This window comes from uncultured Pontibacter sp., assembly GCF_947495565.1.
Lineage (GTDB): Bacteria > Bacteroidota > Bacteroidia > Cytophagales > Hymenobacteraceae > Pontibacter.
The window spans coordinates 64,846-80,378 of record NZ_CANLZM010000001.1 but is presented as its reverse complement, the minus strand read 5'-3'; the positions used below and the strand labels follow the sequence as shown (position 1 = coordinate 80,378).

General features: G+C 50.2%; 17 protein-coding genes. 12 read left to right on the top strand and 5 right to left on the bottom strand.

Features of this window, described 5'->3' with window-relative positions:
• Positions 1-314 precede the first annotated feature (314 nt).
• The 9 genes from Q1B04_RS00340 to Q1B04_RS00300 all read left to right on the top strand — a co-directional run bounded on the left by Q1B04_RS00340 (position 315) and on the right by Q1B04_RS00300 (position 8,465).
• Entirely contained in the window at positions 315-926 is a 612-nt protein-coding gene (locus Q1B04_RS00340) for a fumarylacetoacetate hydrolase family protein (RefSeq protein WP_299754232.1), read from the top strand.
• On the top strand, positions 913-2,826 hold the full coding sequence (locus Q1B04_RS00335) for a M23 family metallopeptidase (protein ID WP_299754230.1): 1,914 nt from the start codon (positions 913-915) through the stop codon (positions 2,824-2,826). The genes Q1B04_RS00340 and Q1B04_RS00335 overlap by 14 nt, the downstream gene beginning before the upstream one ends.
• 81 nt (positions 2,827-2,907) lie before the next feature.
• On the top strand, positions 2,908-3,357 hold the full coding sequence (bcp, locus tag Q1B04_RS00330; protein WP_299754228.1) for a thioredoxin-dependent thiol peroxidase: 450 nt from the start codon (positions 2,908-2,910) through the stop codon (positions 3,355-3,357).
• Between the two features lie 151 nt (positions 3,358-3,508).
• A complete protein-coding gene (locus Q1B04_RS00325) occupies positions 3,509-4,375 on the top strand; it encodes a transketolase (protein WP_299754226.1) in 867 nt (288 codons plus the stop codon).
• Positions 4,376-4,455: 80 nt separating this feature from the next.
• Positions 4,456-5,811: a VWA domain-containing protein gene (locus tag Q1B04_RS00320; RefSeq protein ID WP_299754223.1), complete on the top strand. Its 1,356-nt coding sequence runs from the start codon at positions 4,456-4,458 to the stop codon at positions 5,809-5,811.
• A gap of 71 nt (positions 5,812-5,882) precedes the next feature.
• Complete coding sequence (locus Q1B04_RS00315) at positions 5,883-6,836, top strand: transketolase C-terminal domain-containing protein (protein ID WP_299754221.1); 954 nt, start codon at positions 5,883-5,885, stop codon at positions 6,834-6,836.
• Between the two features lie 163 nt (positions 6,837-6,999).
• Complete coding sequence (locus Q1B04_RS00310) at positions 7,000-7,539, top strand: sigma-70 family RNA polymerase sigma factor (RefSeq protein WP_299754951.1); 540 nt, start codon at positions 7,000-7,002, stop codon at positions 7,537-7,539.
• Positions 7,540-7,582: 43 nt separating this feature from the next.
• Positions 7,583-8,005: a hypothetical protein gene (locus tag Q1B04_RS00305; RefSeq protein ID WP_299754219.1), complete on the top strand. Its 423-nt coding sequence runs from the start codon at positions 7,583-7,585 to the stop codon at positions 8,003-8,005.
• 7 nt (positions 8,006-8,012) lie between these two features.
• Positions 8,013-8,465 carry a hypothetical protein gene (locus Q1B04_RS00300; protein WP_299754218.1) on the top strand — a complete coding sequence of 151 codons (453 nt, stop codon included), beginning with the start codon at positions 8,013-8,015 and terminating at the stop codon, positions 8,463-8,465.
• 120 nt (positions 8,466-8,585) lie between these two features.
• On the opposite strand, the gene pepE is transcribed toward Q1B04_RS00300, so the two are convergent.
• The 3 genes from pepE to Q1B04_RS00285 form a co-directional block, all read right to left on the bottom strand.
• Positions 8,586-9,308: a dipeptidase PepE gene (gene pepE, locus Q1B04_RS00295; protein WP_299754216.1), complete on the bottom strand. Its 723-nt coding sequence runs from the start codon at positions 9,306-9,308 to the stop codon at positions 8,586-8,588.
• Between the two features lie 196 nt (positions 9,309-9,504).
• On the bottom strand, positions 9,505-9,765 hold the full coding sequence (locus Q1B04_RS00290; RefSeq protein WP_299754214.1) for a hypothetical protein: 261 nt from the start codon (positions 9,763-9,765) through the stop codon (positions 9,505-9,507).
• Positions 9,766-9,859: 94 nt separating this feature from the next.
• A complete protein-coding gene (locus Q1B04_RS00285) occupies positions 9,860-10,090 on the bottom strand; it encodes a hypothetical protein (RefSeq protein WP_299754212.1) in 231 nt (76 codons plus the stop codon).
• Positions 10,091-10,350: 260 nt separating this feature from the next.
• On the opposite strand from Q1B04_RS00285, the gene Q1B04_RS00280 reads away from it, so the two are divergent.
• Positions 10,351-11,451 (top strand): MBL fold metallo-hydrolase, encoded by a 1,101-nt coding sequence (locus tag Q1B04_RS00280; RefSeq protein ID WP_299754210.1) that lies wholly within the window; start codon positions 10,351-10,353, stop codon positions 11,449-11,451.
• Between the two features lie 58 nt (positions 11,452-11,509).
• Here the strand turns inward: Q1B04_RS00280 and Q1B04_RS00275 are convergent, their stop codons facing one another.
• Positions 11,510-11,701: a hypothetical protein gene (locus tag Q1B04_RS00275; protein ID WP_299754209.1), complete on the bottom strand. Its 192-nt coding sequence runs from the start codon at positions 11,699-11,701 to the stop codon at positions 11,510-11,512.
• A gap of 221 nt (positions 11,702-11,922) precedes the next feature.
• Between Q1B04_RS00275 and Q1B04_RS00270 the strand changes: the two genes are divergently transcribed.
• Positions 11,923-12,654 (top strand): diphthine--ammonia ligase, encoded by a 732-nt coding sequence (locus tag Q1B04_RS00270; RefSeq protein ID WP_299754207.1) that lies wholly within the window; start codon positions 11,923-11,925, stop codon positions 12,652-12,654.
• A gap of 444 nt (positions 12,655-13,098) precedes the next feature.
• The gene (locus Q1B04_RS00265) at positions 13,099-13,908 is read left to right on the top strand and encodes an SDR family oxidoreductase (protein WP_299754205.1); all 810 of its coding nucleotides are present in this window, start codon (positions 13,099-13,101) and stop codon (positions 13,906-13,908) included.
• Position 13,909: 1 nt separating this feature from the next.
• On the opposite strand, the gene Q1B04_RS00260 is transcribed toward Q1B04_RS00265, so the two are convergent.
• Entirely contained in the window at positions 13,910-15,466 is a 1,557-nt protein-coding gene (locus tag Q1B04_RS00260; RefSeq protein ID WP_299754203.1) for a PAS domain-containing sensor histidine kinase, read from the bottom strand.
• Between the last annotated feature and the right edge of the window lie 67 nt (positions 15,467-15,533).

The window sequence follows — 15,533 nt, the reverse complement described above, 5'->3', positions numbered from 1 at the left end:
TTTGAACCAATTTTGAAAAACTGATCGCAATTATATGAACAAATTAGCATAAAGCTATACTCTAAAACTCAATTTTACGTTGGCATAAACAGCCTCATCCGCTCAATAAAGTATGGTTCCTGCACAAGTATACGGCAGGTTGGCTTGCAGGATTTGCTTTACTGGCAGGCGCTGCGGATTGCACTGCCTGCCTTTGCCAGCAAGTATAAACGGGCAGCTTTAACACGCTACCAGTCACATATTTTTTCAACTATTTGCTGGGGCTCATCATTAGAAATCCTATTTTTGAGGATAGAACTGAAAAACTCCTTTACATGAAAATATTAGCCATCGGCAGGAACTATGCCGAGCATATTGCCGAGCTCAAAAACGAAGTGCCCGACGAGCCCGTGATCTTTTTTAAACCGGACACAGCCGTACTTCGGAACAATGAGCCTTTCTATTACCCAGAGTATACCAACGATGTGCACCATGAGGTGGAGCTGATTCTGCGCGTTAGCCGCGAGGGCAAGAACATCGAGCAGAAATTTGCACACAAATACTACGACGCCATTGGCCTAGGCATTGACTTCACCGCCCGCGACATACAGGCGAAGGCCAAAGCCAAAGGCCTGCCCTGGACATTGGCCAAAGGCTTTAACGGCTCGGCTCCTGTTTCCGAGTTTCTGCCGCTTTCGGATTTTCCGGACCTGCAGAACATCAGCTTCAGGCTGGACGTGAACGGCGAGACCAGGCAGCAGGGAAACTCAAAGATGATGCTGAACTCTTTTGACGACATCATTGCTTACATTTCTAAGTACATTACCCTGAAGAAGGGAGATATTATTTATACTGGAACACCGGAGGGCGTAGGCCCCGTAAAAATTGGAGATAGGCTGGAAGGATATGTTGAAGATAAGAAACTCCTCGATTTTGAAGTTAAATAAAAAGCGGCTTACCACAGCCATACTTGCATTGTTTACCGGCTTTAGTGCTTTGGCGCAAATGCCCGCCGAACCTGCTATGCCCGCACCGGCAGATTACTTTCTGTTCCCGATAAAGCCGGGGGAGCGCAATTACCTGTCCGGCACCATGGGCGAGATACGCTCCAACCACTTTCATGGTGGGCTGGATATTAAAACCGATCAGCGCGTGGGCCTGAATGTGCACGCCGCTGCCGATGGTTATATCTCGCGGGTAAAGCAGTCTAGCTACGGGTATGGCAACATTATTTACGTAACGCACTCCAATGGGCTGGTTACTACTTATGCGCACCTGCTGGAGTATTACAAGCCGCTGGCCGACTACATGCTGCAGAAGCAGTACGAGAAGCAGGTGTTTGACCTGGAGCTTTTCCCGGAGCCGGGGCAGTTTCCGGTAAAACGCGGCGACGTAATTGGTCTTTCCGGCAATACGGGCGGCTCTGGTGGCCCGCACCTGCACTTTGAGATCCGGGATAAAGAAGACCGCCTGTATAACCCGCTCCGCTATACTTTTAAAGAAGTAATAGACACTACTCCGCCTGATATTTACAGCATCGGCATCTCCCCGCTCAACATTCACTCCAGGGTAGGCAATGAGTTTGAACGCGCCGAGCTGCGCACCAAAAAGGTCGGAACCAACTACAGCCTGACCGACACGGTATACGCGCATGGCCTGATCGGGCTTGAGTTGCAGACAATAGACCGGCTGGATGGCGCCGCCAATAAAAATGGCACGCAGGAGGTTACACTCTTTGTTAACGGCGAGCAGCTGTATACGCACTACATCGACAGAGTTCCTTTTGAGCTCTCCCGCCAGGTGTCGCAGCACATAAACTATAACCAGTACAAACGCCGTGGCAATACGTTTCAAAAAGCTTTTATAGACCACGGAAACGACCTGCCACTTTACAAAGCCAACGGCTACGACGGGCGCTTGAAAGTACAGGCTGATTCGGTTTACCAGGTAAAGCTGGTAGCCCGCGACTCTTATAACAACAGCTCTACCCTTAGCTTCACAGTAAAAGGCCAAAAGCCAGCATTTACGCAAACCAGGTCTGCCGCTGTAAAGAAGCCCTCTATTTCCTATGAAATTATAGGCAATGTATTAAAGATTAGCGCAGCCGACACCAGTGCCACGCCACAGAACATCGAGCTGTTTGTGAAAGGCAAAGAGCTGATGCTGGTGCCAAGCTACATGAACAACTCGGTATCGGTGAGCCTATACGACCTGCGTGCGGGCCTGCCGGACTCCATGCGTTTCTGCGGCCTTAACTCAGGTTTTGGGTTGGAGCAGATGGTGCCGCCGGCCCAGGATTTCCAGTTCAGGAACAATTATGTGAAAGTGCTGTTCGAAAAGCAGTCGCTCTACGACACGCTATACCTACAGACAAAACTGGAGAACGGCGTTTATACTATCGGCGACTATTTTACGCCCCTGCACAAAGCCTTGAAAGTAACCATGAAGGCTGATACCGCTGGCCTTGACAAGAGCAAGGCGGCTGTGTACTTCCTGGGCAGTGGCCGTGGCCGTGGCTTCACCGGAGGCAAATGGGAAGGCAACACCATTACTTTCACCACCAAAAACATGGGTAAGTTTAAAGTGCTGGAAGATACCAGAGCCCCTGTTATCAGGCTGGTAAGTAAGAGCCGAAACGGGGTCAGCTTTAAGATTTCGGACGATCTTTCGGGCCTTAACTCCTTTAATGCTTGGGTAGACGGAAAGTGGCTCTTGATGAAGTATGAGCACAAAACCGCCACCATCTGGTCTGAAAAGCTCGATAAAAATGTTTCTTTGTCAGGTGAGGTGGTCGTGAAGGTGAAGGACAACGCCGGTAACGAAGCCACTTATACTACCAGAATTTAATTTGACACCGTATCAAGAAACACGTATTACGGCCTTAAAATCAAGACGAATCGTGCTACGAGATACCTAGAACAAAACTCTATGCAACTGAACATCGGAGACAAAGCGCCTGCGTTTGAAGGCAAAGACCAAAACGGCAATACTGTTAAACTAAGCGATTACCGCGGCAAGAAAGTTATTTTATACTTCTACCCGAAGGATAATACGCCCGGCTGTACCGCTCAATCCTGCAACCTCCGCGATAATTACGGCGAACTGCAGCAGCAGGGCTACGAAGTAATCGGTGTAAGTATAGATAGTGAAAAGTCACACCAAAACTTCATCAGCAAGTATGAACTGCCTTTCACACTTCTGGCCGACACCGATAAGCAGATTGTAGAGCAGTATGGGGTATGGCAGGAGAAATCGATGTATGGCCGCAAGTACATGGGCACGATGCGCTACACCTTCGTGATTGATGAAAACGGTGTCATACAAGACATCATCACGAAAGTGAAAACAAAAGAGCACGCTGCCCAGCTACTGAAGTAAAACTTAAACGCAGCTGCCCACTCCGGCAGCTGCGTTTTTTTGTTATATTTGGACATCATTTTAAAGTATAAATACTGCAAAGTATGGGCGCCTCTGTACGTAAAAGCATAGAAGCATTAAATCATTTACTCAAACTACTAATATATCAGGTGTGAATAACGAGAACCCACATAACCAAAGCATCACAGAACTGAAGCAGACCGCCGCGCAGGTACGTCGCGATATTGTACGCATGGTGCACGCCGTAAACTCGGGCCACCCGGGCGGCTCGCTTGGCTGCACAGATTATTTTGTGTCGCTATACTTCCGGGTGATGAACTACAGCAAAGAGTTTACAATTGACGGCAAAAACGAGGATATTTTCTTCCTTTCTAACGGCCATATTTCGCCGGTTTGGTACAGTGTGCTGGCTCGCGCTGGCTTCTTCGATGTAAAAGAACTTGCCACGTTCCGTAAACTCAACTCCAGGTTACAGGGCCACCCAACTACCCACGAAGGGCTGCCAGGCGTGCGCATCGCTTCCGGCTCTTTGGGTCAAGGCCTTTCGGCGGCAGTAGGCGCGGCTCAGACAAAAAAACTGAACAAAGACAACAACCTGGTGTACGTGCTGATGGGCGACGGTGAACTGGAGGAAGGCCAGATTTGGGAAGCCGCTATGTATGCCGCGCACCACAAAGTAGACAATATTATTGCCACCGTAGACAGAAACGGCCAGCAGATTGACGGTTCTACCGAAGAGGTAATGAGCCTCGGAGACCTGCAGGCTAAGTTTGAGGCTTTCGGATGGCACGTGCTGGAGGCTGACGGAAACAACTTTGAGCTGCTGCTGCCAGCCCTGGAGAACGCAAAAGCCGCCACAGGCAAAGGCAAGCCGGTACTGATACTGATGAATACGGAAATGGGCTTTGGAGTAGACTACATGATGGGCTCGCACAAATGGCACGGCGTGGCTCCGAACGATGAGCAGCTAGAGATTGCCCTGCAACAGTTAGCCGTAGATGTAGCCTCTGACTACTAAAAATATACTTTGATTCCTGAGCCCGCACTTTTCTGGTTTTAGTAATGATAAGCTGGAGCAAAAGCATAGCTGCCTTACTTTTGTTGCTGATTTTTTCAGTGACCGGGGGAGCGTATGCCCAGGAAAAAAAGCAGCCGGATAAGACCCGCATTCTCTTTCTGCTGGATGCCTCGGGGAGTATGATGGCGAAGTGGGAAAACAGCGACCGCATGGCCGTGGCTAAAAACCTGCTGAGCCATCTGGTAGACTCCCTGCACCAGTACGATAACGTGGAAGTAGCGCTGCGGGTGTATGGCCACCAGTTCGGCCGTGAGCGAAACGACTGCAAAGACACCAAGCTGGAAGTGCCTTTCGGGAAGGATAACTCCGAAACGATCAAGAAGAAGCTGGATGCGATTGTGCCGCGTGGCAACACGCCTATCACCTACTCGCTGCAGCAGGCCGCCAGTGACTTTCCGGAAGATCGCTCCCGTAACGTAGTTATACTTATAACAGATGGCCTGGAGTCCTGCGGCGGCGACCCTTGCGCCACGTCAGAGGCACTGCAAAGAAAGCGGATTTTCCTGCGCCCGTTTGTGATCGGCATTGGCATTGAGCCGGAGCACGAAGAGCAACTGAACTGCATCGGGCAGTACTTTAACGCAGAGGACATTAAAACCTTTGAAACCGTGCTGACAGAAATCGTGACGCAGACGCTGAGCAAAACCACTGTAAGCGTGGAGCTACTGGACGAGCAGAACCGCCCCCGCGAAACAGACGTGAACATGACTTTTGTGAACACGCTAACCGGCGAGGCAGAGTATGACTATGTGCATTACCTGGACACCAACGGCAAAGCCGACCTGCTGGACATAGACGCGCTCCTGCCCTATCACCTGCTCGTGAACACGACGCCACCCGTAGTGGAGCGTAACCTCACTATCAAGCCCGGCAAGAACAATGTCATCAAAGTGAAAGCGCCGCAAGGCGAGTTATACTTGCGCCAGGACGGGCCATCGCCCTACAGAATACTGAACGCCATTGTGCGTCAGGCAGGTGCTGAAAAAACGCTGAACGTGCAAACGTTCGGTAACCGGCACAAGTACCTCACGGGCAAGTATGATCTGGAGATTCTGACAATGCCGCGCATTATGCTCCGCAACGTGGAAGTGAAGCAGGGAGAAACAAACACTATTACAATACCACCTCCCGGTCAGTTGGCTATTCCATCGCAGGTGCAGGGCTACGGCAGCGTGTACGAGCTGCACGAAAGCGGCGCACAGCGCTGGCTATGCAACCTGCCGGAAGACAACAGCAAAATAACCATGGCACTGCAGCCTGGCCAGTATAAATTGGTGTACCGAATGAAATCTGCCCAATCAAGCAAGTTTACCTATGTGCAGGACTTCACCATACGGTCGGGCGCTACAACAACAGTAAAGATTTTTAACAGATAAACGAGGTTCGCTGGCAACCTGAAGTATAAACACCCAGCCGACCTCCTCTAAGCTTCAAGAAAAAAATACAGATGAAAGAGTATACTTACACAGAAAAAAAAGACACACGTTCTGGCTTCGGCGATGGTCTGTTGGAGTTAGGCCGCACTAACCCTAACGTAGTAGGCCTTTGCGCCGACTTGGTTGGCTCCCTTAAAATGGGCGCATTTCAGAAAGAGTTTCCCGAGCGCTTCTTCCAGGTAGGTATAGCTGAGGCAAACATGATCGGCCTGGCTGCAGGTATGACCATCGGCGGCAAAATCCCTTTTACAGGCACCTTTGCTAACTTCTCTACTGGCCGCGTATACGATCAGATACGCCAGTCTGTGGCCTACTCCGGCAAAAACGTAAAGATCTGCGCATCACACGCCGGCCTTACCTTAGGCGAGGACGGGGCAACTCACCAGATACTGGAAGACATCGGTATGATGAAGATGCTGCCCGGCATGACCGTTATCAACCCATGCGACTATAACCAGACAAAAGCCGCTACGCTTGCCATTGCCGAGCATGAAGGCCCGGTATACCTGCGCTTCGGCCGCCCGGTGGTGCCAATCTTCACCCCTGCCAACCAGAAGTTTGAGATCGGCAAGGCCGTGATGCTGAACGAGGGAACAGATGTAAGTATTATCGCTACCGGCCACCTGGTTTGGAAAGCTATACTTGCCGGAAAAATTCTGGCTGACAAGGGAATCTCAGCGGAGATTATTAACATCCATACTATTAAGCCACTGGACAATGATGCCGTACTGCAGTCGGTAGCCAAAACGGGCTGTGTGGTAACAGCAGAAGAACACAACCGCATCGGTGGCCTTGGCGACAGTGTGGCGCAGGTATTGGCCATAAACAAACCTGCCCCGCAGGAGTATGTTGCCGTTAACGATACCTTCGGCGAGTCTGCCACGCCAGACGAACTGATGGAAAAGTATGGATTGACTGAAAATGACATTGTGGCCGCCGCAGAGCGCGCTATCAGCAGAAAATAAGCAGAATTTAAAATCTGCCGGATAATTAGAGGGAGGTAGAGTGCTATCTCCCTCTAATTTTTTAGTATACTTGCTGTTGCTTGCGGAAGAAGAGCTGCTGAACAAGCCCGTAGTATACTGCTTCTTACCCGAGCCCGCCGTTTCTGCTTACCCATACGTTCAGTTGGAAGATAAAGAGCTACTTGAGAAATTCGCCCAGCCCGAGAGCCGAAACATGGCTTTCAACCAGCTTGTGCGCAAGTATCAGCAGAAAATATACTGGCACATCCGTAAAATGGTGATAGACCATGACGATGCTGACGACCTGACGCAGGATGTGTTTGTGAAAGTATGGAAGAACCTGGACAACTTCCGCCAGGATGCCCAGCTTTATACCTGGATCTACCGCATCGCCACCAACGAGTGCCTCTCCTTCTTATCCAGCAAAAAAAGAAAGTTTTTTTTACCCCTGAACGACGTTACCGCCGAGCTGATGGAAAAGGTAGAGTCTTCTCCGGAACTGGCTGGCGATGAGGTACAGATGAAACTGCAGAAGGCTATCCTGCGCCTACCCGAAAAGCAGCGCCTGGTGTTTAACATGAAATATTTTGACGAGATGAAGTATGAGGAAATGTCCGAGATATTGGGTACTTCCGTAGGAGCGCTAAAGGCTTCTTACCACATCGCTGTAAAAAAAATTGAAGAATTTCTGAAGCATGATTAAACTAAAGTCAAGAAGCCTTATCTAACCGGTAGAGTTAACAAGAATGAAGAAAGATTTAAAGCTGAGCGACATACCGCAGCGTAACCCTTACCAGGTGCCGGCAAATTATTTTGACCGCCTTCCGATGCGTGTAATGGAGCGTACGGCTGCCCAGGAGCAGAAACAGCCAACCCTGTGGCAACCCTTGCGCCTGGCCCTGGTGCCGGTGGTGCTGCTGCTGCTGTTTGTGGGTGCGTATTTTTATAGTATGCCTGATGAGCCTGAGCAGCAAATGGTAAACTTAGCCTCTGTGTCTGACACAGAAATAGTAGATTACCTAAGCACTTACGCCACCATAGAAACAACCGATTTTGCTGAGCTTAGCACGCTGCGTGAGCAGGAGTTACCTGCCGAGCTTTTAAACGTAAGTGCTACGGCTGCCGAGGAGGAGCTGGAGTACTATAACCTAAACCACATTGACTACTAATTCACCCATGAAGCGTTATACCCTGTCTTTATTATTAAGCTGCGCCTTGCTTTTGGGCAGTACTGCTGCTTTCTCGCAGAACAGTAGTAAAGAAGAGCGCAGCGAAAATGTGGAGGCCGCCAAAATTGCGTTCCTCACCGATAAAATGGAGTTAACATCGGACCAGTCACAGAAATTCTGGCCACTGTATAACGAGTACGAAGCGAAGCGACGCACCCTGATTAAAGGGTACCGCAGCGGCTACCGCCAGGATGTGGACGCGCTAAGCGAGGCTGAGGCCAAATCCCGCATCGATAACATGTTTGTTACCAAAGAGAAAGAACTGGAGTTGGAGAAAGAGTATGCAAACAGATACCTCAGAGTTATCACCTCCAAGCAACTCATTAAGCTATACCGCGGCGAACGGGATTTCACGAAAATGCTCCTAAAGCGCCTCGACGATAAAAGAGCAAGTAATTAAGGTTAAAATTGGCTAAAGTTGAGAGTGAGAAGGGCACTACCGTGAAGGGGTGCCTTTTTCTCGTTTAAGGGGGATCAGGCCAGAAGCACTCGTACCGTTACTGCTGGCCTGATTTTGTACTTAGTATGCCTCCAGAAGAAAACCCAGATCGTCAGACGCTTTAAATTCCATCGGCTGCTTCTCCGTCTGCAGGAAAACGCGCGCAGTATGCGGTCCTAAAAGCGCTATTCTATCGCCTTGCACACGCAGCATGCTGCCCTCGCGCAAGCCAATTACCGGCTGGCGGTTATGATGATGAAACTCCGCTATACGCGTATCACGCGTTTCGCCCATGTGCGTAGAGTTTGGCTCCGGGTCCAGGAAGTGAGGGTTAATATTGAACGGCACGAGTTGCAGCGCATCAAACGTTTTTACATGCACAATCGGCATATCGTTGGTGGTGCCTATAGTTCGGCCTGCCACATTGGTGCCTGCGCTGGTTCCCATATAAGGCATTCCTTTTTGCACACGCTCCCGCAGGGGCTCCACCAGCTTGTTCTGGTACAGCTGGCGCAGCAGTACAAAGGTATTTCCGCCGCCAATAAATACGGCCTCTGCCTCTCTTACTGCCTTTGCAGGTTCGTCGTACTCATGCACGCCGCTTACGCTAATGCCCCACTTCGAGAAAGCCTCGCGTGCTTTGGCGGTATAATCTGAATGCGACATGCCGCCCGGGCGAGCGTAAGGTATAAACAAGATGCTTTTTTTACCCTCCAGTAAGGATTTCACCTCCTGCTCTGCATGCTCCAGGTAGCCGGTACCGTGCGTGGTAGAGGTGCTTATTAAAAGTAGGTTTCTGCTCATACCCAAAGATAGGAAATTTGGAGATGAGGCAACGCAGGAATTAGCATTGGAAGGTTTGAGATGCACTTCTTATGTAAGCCAGAGCAGCTGCTGTTTTATCAGAAAAGCAAGTATAGGCAGCAGAGTAATCTTTGTAACAGAACCCAAAACTGCTATCTGTATAAAAGCTCTTTTCGCTTCTCCTAAATATCCAGCCTCAGTTATCCTTCTTCTGAGTCTTCAGTTTTAGTTTGATGGTTTCGAGGTAAGGTTCTAACTGGCGGTTGCTGGTGAGGGCACGCACAAGGCCAATGCTTTTAAGATCATACAAGAACCACAGCTCTACATAAAAATCGTGGAGCCAGTACAGGTCTATTTTGCACCAGCCTTTTATGCGGTGGTGCAGGTAGTGGCCCTGGTCTAAGGCCAGCGTTGCCTGCAGGTGCGGCGGCAACTCGTTAAATTCTTCGGCACTCATGGGTAAATTTCTGCTACACTATCCAACAATTAAGTTATAAAAAAGGCTGCGCGAGGCAGCCTTTATAGTTTAACGTAAATTTCCTGATTTTGGTCTAGTTCAGGTGAAGTGTATACAGCTCGAAGCGTGTGGAAGCGAAGCTCCAGTGTGAGGACGACGGATGGATCTCGATGCCATCCTCATCCATAATCGTTACAGCAAAACCTTCGCCCTGGTTCAGAGGCTCCGTGAAATGCTTAACCGGGTACACCTTCCCTTCCTCAATCCACTCCTCCGGGTCGAAGGCGGGCATGGTCGCATCTACACACTTAGCATAGACTGCCATATAGCTTGGGGGTACGAATAAATTAACCATATTATGTAAACTTTCCTGTAAGTTAAAAAATTCCTGTAAAACAGGAAATAGCTGCCTTTAAAATCCGGAAGGCAAATTGTTAAGCACAAAAAGTATGCCTATCAAGCTACAAACACGCCATTCGCCATAATGTTAGGCAAAACAAATCAGCATCACCAGTTTTGGCAGCTTAACAGGCGGTTGTTGCGTAAGTACAGGTTCAGGTTCTAAAATAATAAAGAAGCAAACTTATGGAGGCATCATCAGAGAGCATCAAAATCGGAAAAAGACAATCCTTTCCTGCTGCCCCGCGGGTATGGGGGCTTAAAACCGTATTTGTAAATCTATACTTTGCAGCCAACCCTGACGGCTCCTGGGTACTGGTTGACACGGGCATACCGGGTTCGGCTGGCAAAATAAAAGAGGTCGCTGCAGAAATTTTCGGCCCAGACAGTAAGCCAAGCGCTATTGTGCTCACGCACGGTCATTTTGACCATACTGGCGCAGTAAAAGAGCTGGCTGAAGAGTGGGACGTACCTGTGTATGCTCATCCTATGGAGTTGCCCTACCTGACAGGCCAATCCAGTTATCCGCCGCCAGACCCAAGCGTAGGCGGGGGCGCCATGGCTTATTTATCGTTTGCATACCCCAAGAAGCCAATCAACATTAAAAACCGTGTAGAGCTTCTCCCAACCGATGGCAGTGTTCCGGGCCTGGAAGGTTGGCAGTGGGTGCACACGCCGGGCCACACGCCGGGCCACATTTCGCTTTTCAGGGAAGAGGACCGTGTGCTGATTGTGGGAGACGCCTTTGTAACCCGGCACGGAGAATCGGCCATTGCCGTGATGACAGAAAAGCGCGAAGTACACGGGCCGCCCTCCTACTTTACGCCGGACTGGGGCTCTGCCCACCATTCCGTGGAAACTCTACATGATTTAAATCCGGAAATTGCAGCCGCAGGCCACGGTATGCCGATGCAAGGCAAAGAGTTGCGCCAACAGCTGGAGCGCCTGGTGCATGATTTTTGGCTAGTGGCTGTGCCCAAGCATGGCCGGTACGTGCACGAGCCGGCAGTGGTGGATGAGAATGGCGTAATATCAGTGCCGCCGCCCGTAGTCAACCCGGTGCCGACAGTACTGGCCGTAGCTGGCGCAGTAGCCGTGGCAGGTTTGGCCTGGGCTGTTTTAAACAGGCGAGGCAACAACAGACAGGATGATGGCGATAGCAAAAGATCCCGCCGTTATTCCATTCAGCGGCCTTACTCGCATAACCGGCCGCTTAGGCAAACACCACCGCGTGCCGTAGACCCTGATTACGACGACCCGACAGAACATACCAATAACTACCCGTAAACAGAAAGAGGGCCAGGTTTATACTTCCTGGCCCTCTTTTTATACTATGCTTGCCGGTTTACTTATCGCCGGGATGGTTCTTTCTGCCTGAGCCGCTTTTGTTTCCGCCGCCGTCTTGTTTATTCACGGTAGCCCAGGCACGTTTCTCAGCCTCTTTATGGCTCACGCCGCGTTTTTCGTACCCTTCCTCGATATGTTCAGCTTTGCGTTTCTGCTTATCCGTGTAAGCGGACTTATCTCCTTGTGGCATATTTTCTCTTTTCTTTATGGTGATACATCAGTTCCGTATCCTCTAGCTCCCTCTGTTGTACGAGCTATCCGGCAGAAATGATAGCAATTGTAATTGCCAGTCGATTTCCAAAGAACGCTCCTCACTTAAATTATGCTTCATCGGCAAAACGAATTTAGCCAATGCTTCCAGATGTGCCCCTGTTGCCTTACCTTCAGCCCTGAGACAAGTAGTTGTATATATTGGAAAAGAAAAGCATTTTTAACTGGAGCGGCGGCAAAGACTCCGCCCTGTGCCTGTACCATGTGCTGCAGCAAAAAGAGTACAGGGTAGAGAAGCTGCTGACCACTTTGAGCGGGGCCACACAGCGCGTAAGCATGCACGGCGTGCGCGAGGAGTTGCTCAACCAGCAGGCGCAAAGTACAGGCTTGCCGCTACAAAAAATATACTTGCCTGAGCAGGCCAGCATGAGCGCCTATAACCAGCTGATGGAGCAAACCATGCGTCCCTTGCAAGAGCAGGGTATACAATACGCCATTTTCGGGGACATTAACCTGCAGGACTTGCGGGCTTACCGTGAGCGGCAACTAGAGCAGGTAAATATGAAAGCCGTGTTCCCGTTATGGGGCCGATCTACGGCAGAGCTGGTGCACGAATTTATCAGCTTAGGGTTTAAAGCGGTGGTGGTGAGCGTAAACGAGCGGTTGCTCGATGCCTCTTATGTGGGTCGCCAGCTGGATGCTTCTTTCCTGAATGAGTTGCCTGATAACGTAGACCCTGCGGGCGAGAACGGCGAGTTCCATACATTCGTTTTTGACGGGCCTATTTTTAAAGAGCCTGTAAAGTATAAGCTCGGCGAGAAAGTACGAAAAACTTACGGCCCGCCTGCCAACCAGGACGACAACTGCTTCAGCAAGCAAGATAAACCAACCTACGACACCGCCTTCTGGTTCTGCGATCTGCTGCCAGCTTGATAATGTTATGTTAGCAGAAATCTTTAGGGGGAGATGAGTATGAGGCATCAGTTTATACTTTACACAGCGCTGCGGCAAGTATAAAAAGGCGAGGAAGTTGCGTTTACCGCCGCCGAAATAATGATCTCGCTCTTGCAGGCAGCCTCCGTGACAGACAGGTACAACGGACAGGCAGCAGAATAGGTTTTTCCAAGAGCATGCGCTCGCTTATCAGCGATTTAAGTAATTTGAAAGAGCCCAAGCATAGCTTCTGGTGGAGTTACTACGTAAACTCCTTTATAACATGGCACTAGCGGATAACCTAAAGGCCATGAGCTACTAGGTGAGCCAGAGCAAAGGTGCTGAAAGTATGCCTGCCTGGCTGGAGGAAAGCCCCGAGCAGCTGGTAAAGCTGGCTATGTGGTATGACAGTTACAGCAGGTAGTACTTCTAAAATCTGCAGCGATGGATCAGGTAAAGTATAATTTCCAGGACAAGGTAGTACTGGTAACCGGTGGCACCTCGGGTATCGGGCTAGCCACGGTGCAGCAGTTTGCCCAGGCTGGCGCCAAGGTAGTATTCACTGGCAGAGACACCCAAAGAGCAGAGCAGGCCCTGAGAACTATCTCCCCCACTGCGCATCCCGCACATTACATCCAGACAGACAATAGCCAGCCCGAAAGTATACTTGACCTGTTCCAGGAAATCCGGCAGGTATACGGCACCCTGCACTTTGCTGTAAACAATGCTGCCGACACACAAGGCATTGGTGCACCGCTTCATGAGTTCGAGATAAAGGAATTTGATCTGGCTATGGCCGCTAACTTGAAAGGCGTATGGCTTTGTATGCAGCAGGAAATCAGGATAATGTTGGACAAGGCCTCTCCCGCTGGCGCCATCGTGAACGTATCCAGTGTAAACGGATTGGGCGGTGCCCCGATGGGATCTTTGTACTCGGCAGCCAAGGCAGGCGTGATTGCCCTGAGCAAATCTGCGGCACAGGAACTGGCTACCTCCGGCATCCGCGTAAATGTGCTTGCCCCGGGCGCGCATGATACGCCCATGCTACAACAAGCATTCAAATCACAGGCCGGTAATGATGCCGGGAAACTGGAGCAGGTTAAACAAGCTTACTTCTCCTACATTCCGCAAAAGCGGCTTGGAGAGCCTGCAGAGGCGGCGGCTGCCATCCTGTGGCTCTGCTCCGATGCCGCCGGCTTTGTAACAGGCCATACTATGATTGTGGATGGCGGGATGAGCTCGATGGTACGCTAATCTAGCTTCCGCTTGGCTTTACTATGTGGTCCTGGTGGATGAATAGTTTGAAGGTTGACCCTTTCCCCACCTCACTCTCCACCTCGATCCTATCTTCAGAATTCTCCAGAATGCGCTTTACCAGGTATAGCCCCACACCGGTACCCTCCACATGCGTGTGCATACGCCTGAACATGGAAAAGATCTTCTGCTGGTGGTTTGAGTCAATGCCCAGTCCGTTATCTGATATCGACAGCACATATCCCTCCTCCTGTTTCTCGGTTTTGATTTTGATCACAGGCCGCCGCTCCGGAGAGGCGTATTTGATGGCATTGGAGAGGAGATTAAAAAGGATGCTTCGGAGGTTCTTTCTGGAGTAACTCAAGTGGCTGAAACCGGAAAAGTCTTTCTCTACCACCGCCTGGCTGGAATAGATCAGGTTCTCCAGGCTAGCCTCTACCTCTGCCACCAATTCTTTTAGCTGCACCTTTTCTACCAGGTTTTCCTCGTAGCGCACCCTTGAGATATCCGTCAGGTCGAGTATAATCCTATTCAGCCTTTGAACTGAATTATCTATTCTGCTGACAACCTCTTCATGCTCCTCCATAGCGGGGCCCAGGTCGGCTTTAAGCAAAGCCAGCAGGCCCTCCAGGTTGGCAATAGGCGCTTTCAGGTCGTGGGAGGCAGTGTAAACGAAGTTGTCAAGGTCGGTGTTTATCTTGTGGAGGGCCTTGTTCTTGCTCATCAGCTCCTCATTCCTTCTCCTCTCCGACATATCTCTGGTAACTTTGGAGAAGCCTATGAGCTTTTCATCTTTATTATACACAGCCGTGATCACCACATTGGCCCAGAACGTAGAGCCGTCCTTCTTCACGCGCCAACCCTCATCCTCAAAACGGCCGTCTTGCAGCGCTCTACTCAGCTCATAGGCTGTATAATTTCTCTGAACAGCCTCCTCTGGGTAAAAAACAGAGAAATGCTTGCCGATAATCTCTTTGGCGGTATAGCCTTTTATCTTCTCCGCACCGTGGTTCCAAGAAGCTACATTACCCTCCGGCGTAAGCATAAAAATGGCATAGTCCCTTATACCTTCTGTCAGCAGCCTGGCCCGCTCCTCGCTATCCCTGAGTTCCTCCAGCGTTACGGACAGCTTATCTTCCAGCAACTTCTTTTCCGTAAGGTCGCGGGTTATCTTGGAGAAGCCGATTAGTTCCCCGCTCTTGTTGCTGCGGATGGCTGTGATCACCACATTGGCCCAGAACATGGAGCCGTCCTTCTTCACGCGCCAGCCCTCTTCCTCGAAGCAGCCATGTTCCGCTGCATACCGCAGCTCCATTTCCGGATGCTTTATTCGCTTGGCCTCCTCGGGGTAGAATGTGGAAAAGTGCTTGCCAATGATCTCCTCTGCCTTATACCCTTTTATCTTCTCCGCGCCGGCATTCCAGGTTTGTATATGGCCAGTGGCGTTTAACAGGAAAATAGCGTAATCGTTCACCCCCTGTACGAGCAATCTGTACAAATCCTGGTTATCCGACAGCAGCTCAGAGGAGTCTTGTAAAATATAATTTGCCTCGTTCATCTAAGAGTCTAATCAGCCAATGAATGCATTTAACACATAAGCTTCAGTTCTTCCTGAAGGTATAATT

What these genes read in the sequence shown, in the direction of transcription:
- Q1B04_RS00300 (WP_299754218.1), top strand. Translation starts at nt 8,013, where the DNA reads ATGAAGCGTTATACCCTGTCTTTATTATTAAGCTGCGCCTTGCTTTTG.
- Q1B04_RS00260 (WP_299754203.1), bottom strand. Translation starts at nt 15,466, where the DNA reads ATGAACGAGGCAAATTATATTTTACAAGACTCCTCTGAGCTGCTGTCG.
- Q1B04_RS00305 (WP_299754219.1), top strand. Translation starts at nt 7,583, where the DNA reads ATGAAGAAAGATTTAAAGCTGAGCGACATACCGCAGCGTAACCCTTAC.
- pepE (WP_299754216.1), bottom strand. Translation starts at nt 9,308, where the DNA reads ATGAGCAGAAACCTACTTTTAATAAGCACCTCTACCACGCACGGTACC.
- Q1B04_RS00265 (WP_299754205.1), top strand. Translation starts at nt 13,099, where the DNA reads ATGGATCAGGTAAAGTATAATTTCCAGGACAAGGTAGTACTGGTAACC.
- Q1B04_RS00315 (WP_299754221.1), top strand. Translation starts at nt 5,883, where the DNA reads ATGAAAGAGTATACTTACACAGAAAAAAAAGACACACGTTCTGGCTTC.
- Q1B04_RS00285 (WP_299754212.1), bottom strand. Translation starts at nt 10,090, where the DNA reads ATGGCAGTCTATGCTAAGTGTGTAGATGCGACCATGCCCGCCTTCGAC.
- Q1B04_RS00280 (WP_299754210.1), top strand. Translation starts at nt 10,351, where the DNA reads ATGGAGGCATCATCAGAGAGCATCAAAATCGGAAAAAGACAATCCTTT.
- Q1B04_RS00290 (WP_299754214.1), bottom strand. Translation starts at nt 9,765, where the DNA reads ATGAGTGCCGAAGAATTTAACGAGTTGCCGCCGCACCTGCAGGCAACG.
- Q1B04_RS00275 (WP_299754209.1), bottom strand. Translation starts at nt 11,701, where the DNA reads ATGCCACAAGGAGATAAGTCCGCTTACACGGATAAGCAGAAACGCAAA.
- bcp (WP_299754228.1), top strand. Translation starts at nt 2,908, where the DNA reads ATGCAACTGAACATCGGAGACAAAGCGCCTGCGTTTGAAGGCAAAGAC.
- Q1B04_RS00340 (WP_299754232.1), top strand. Translation starts at nt 315, where the DNA reads ATGAAAATATTAGCCATCGGCAGGAACTATGCCGAGCATATTGCCGAG.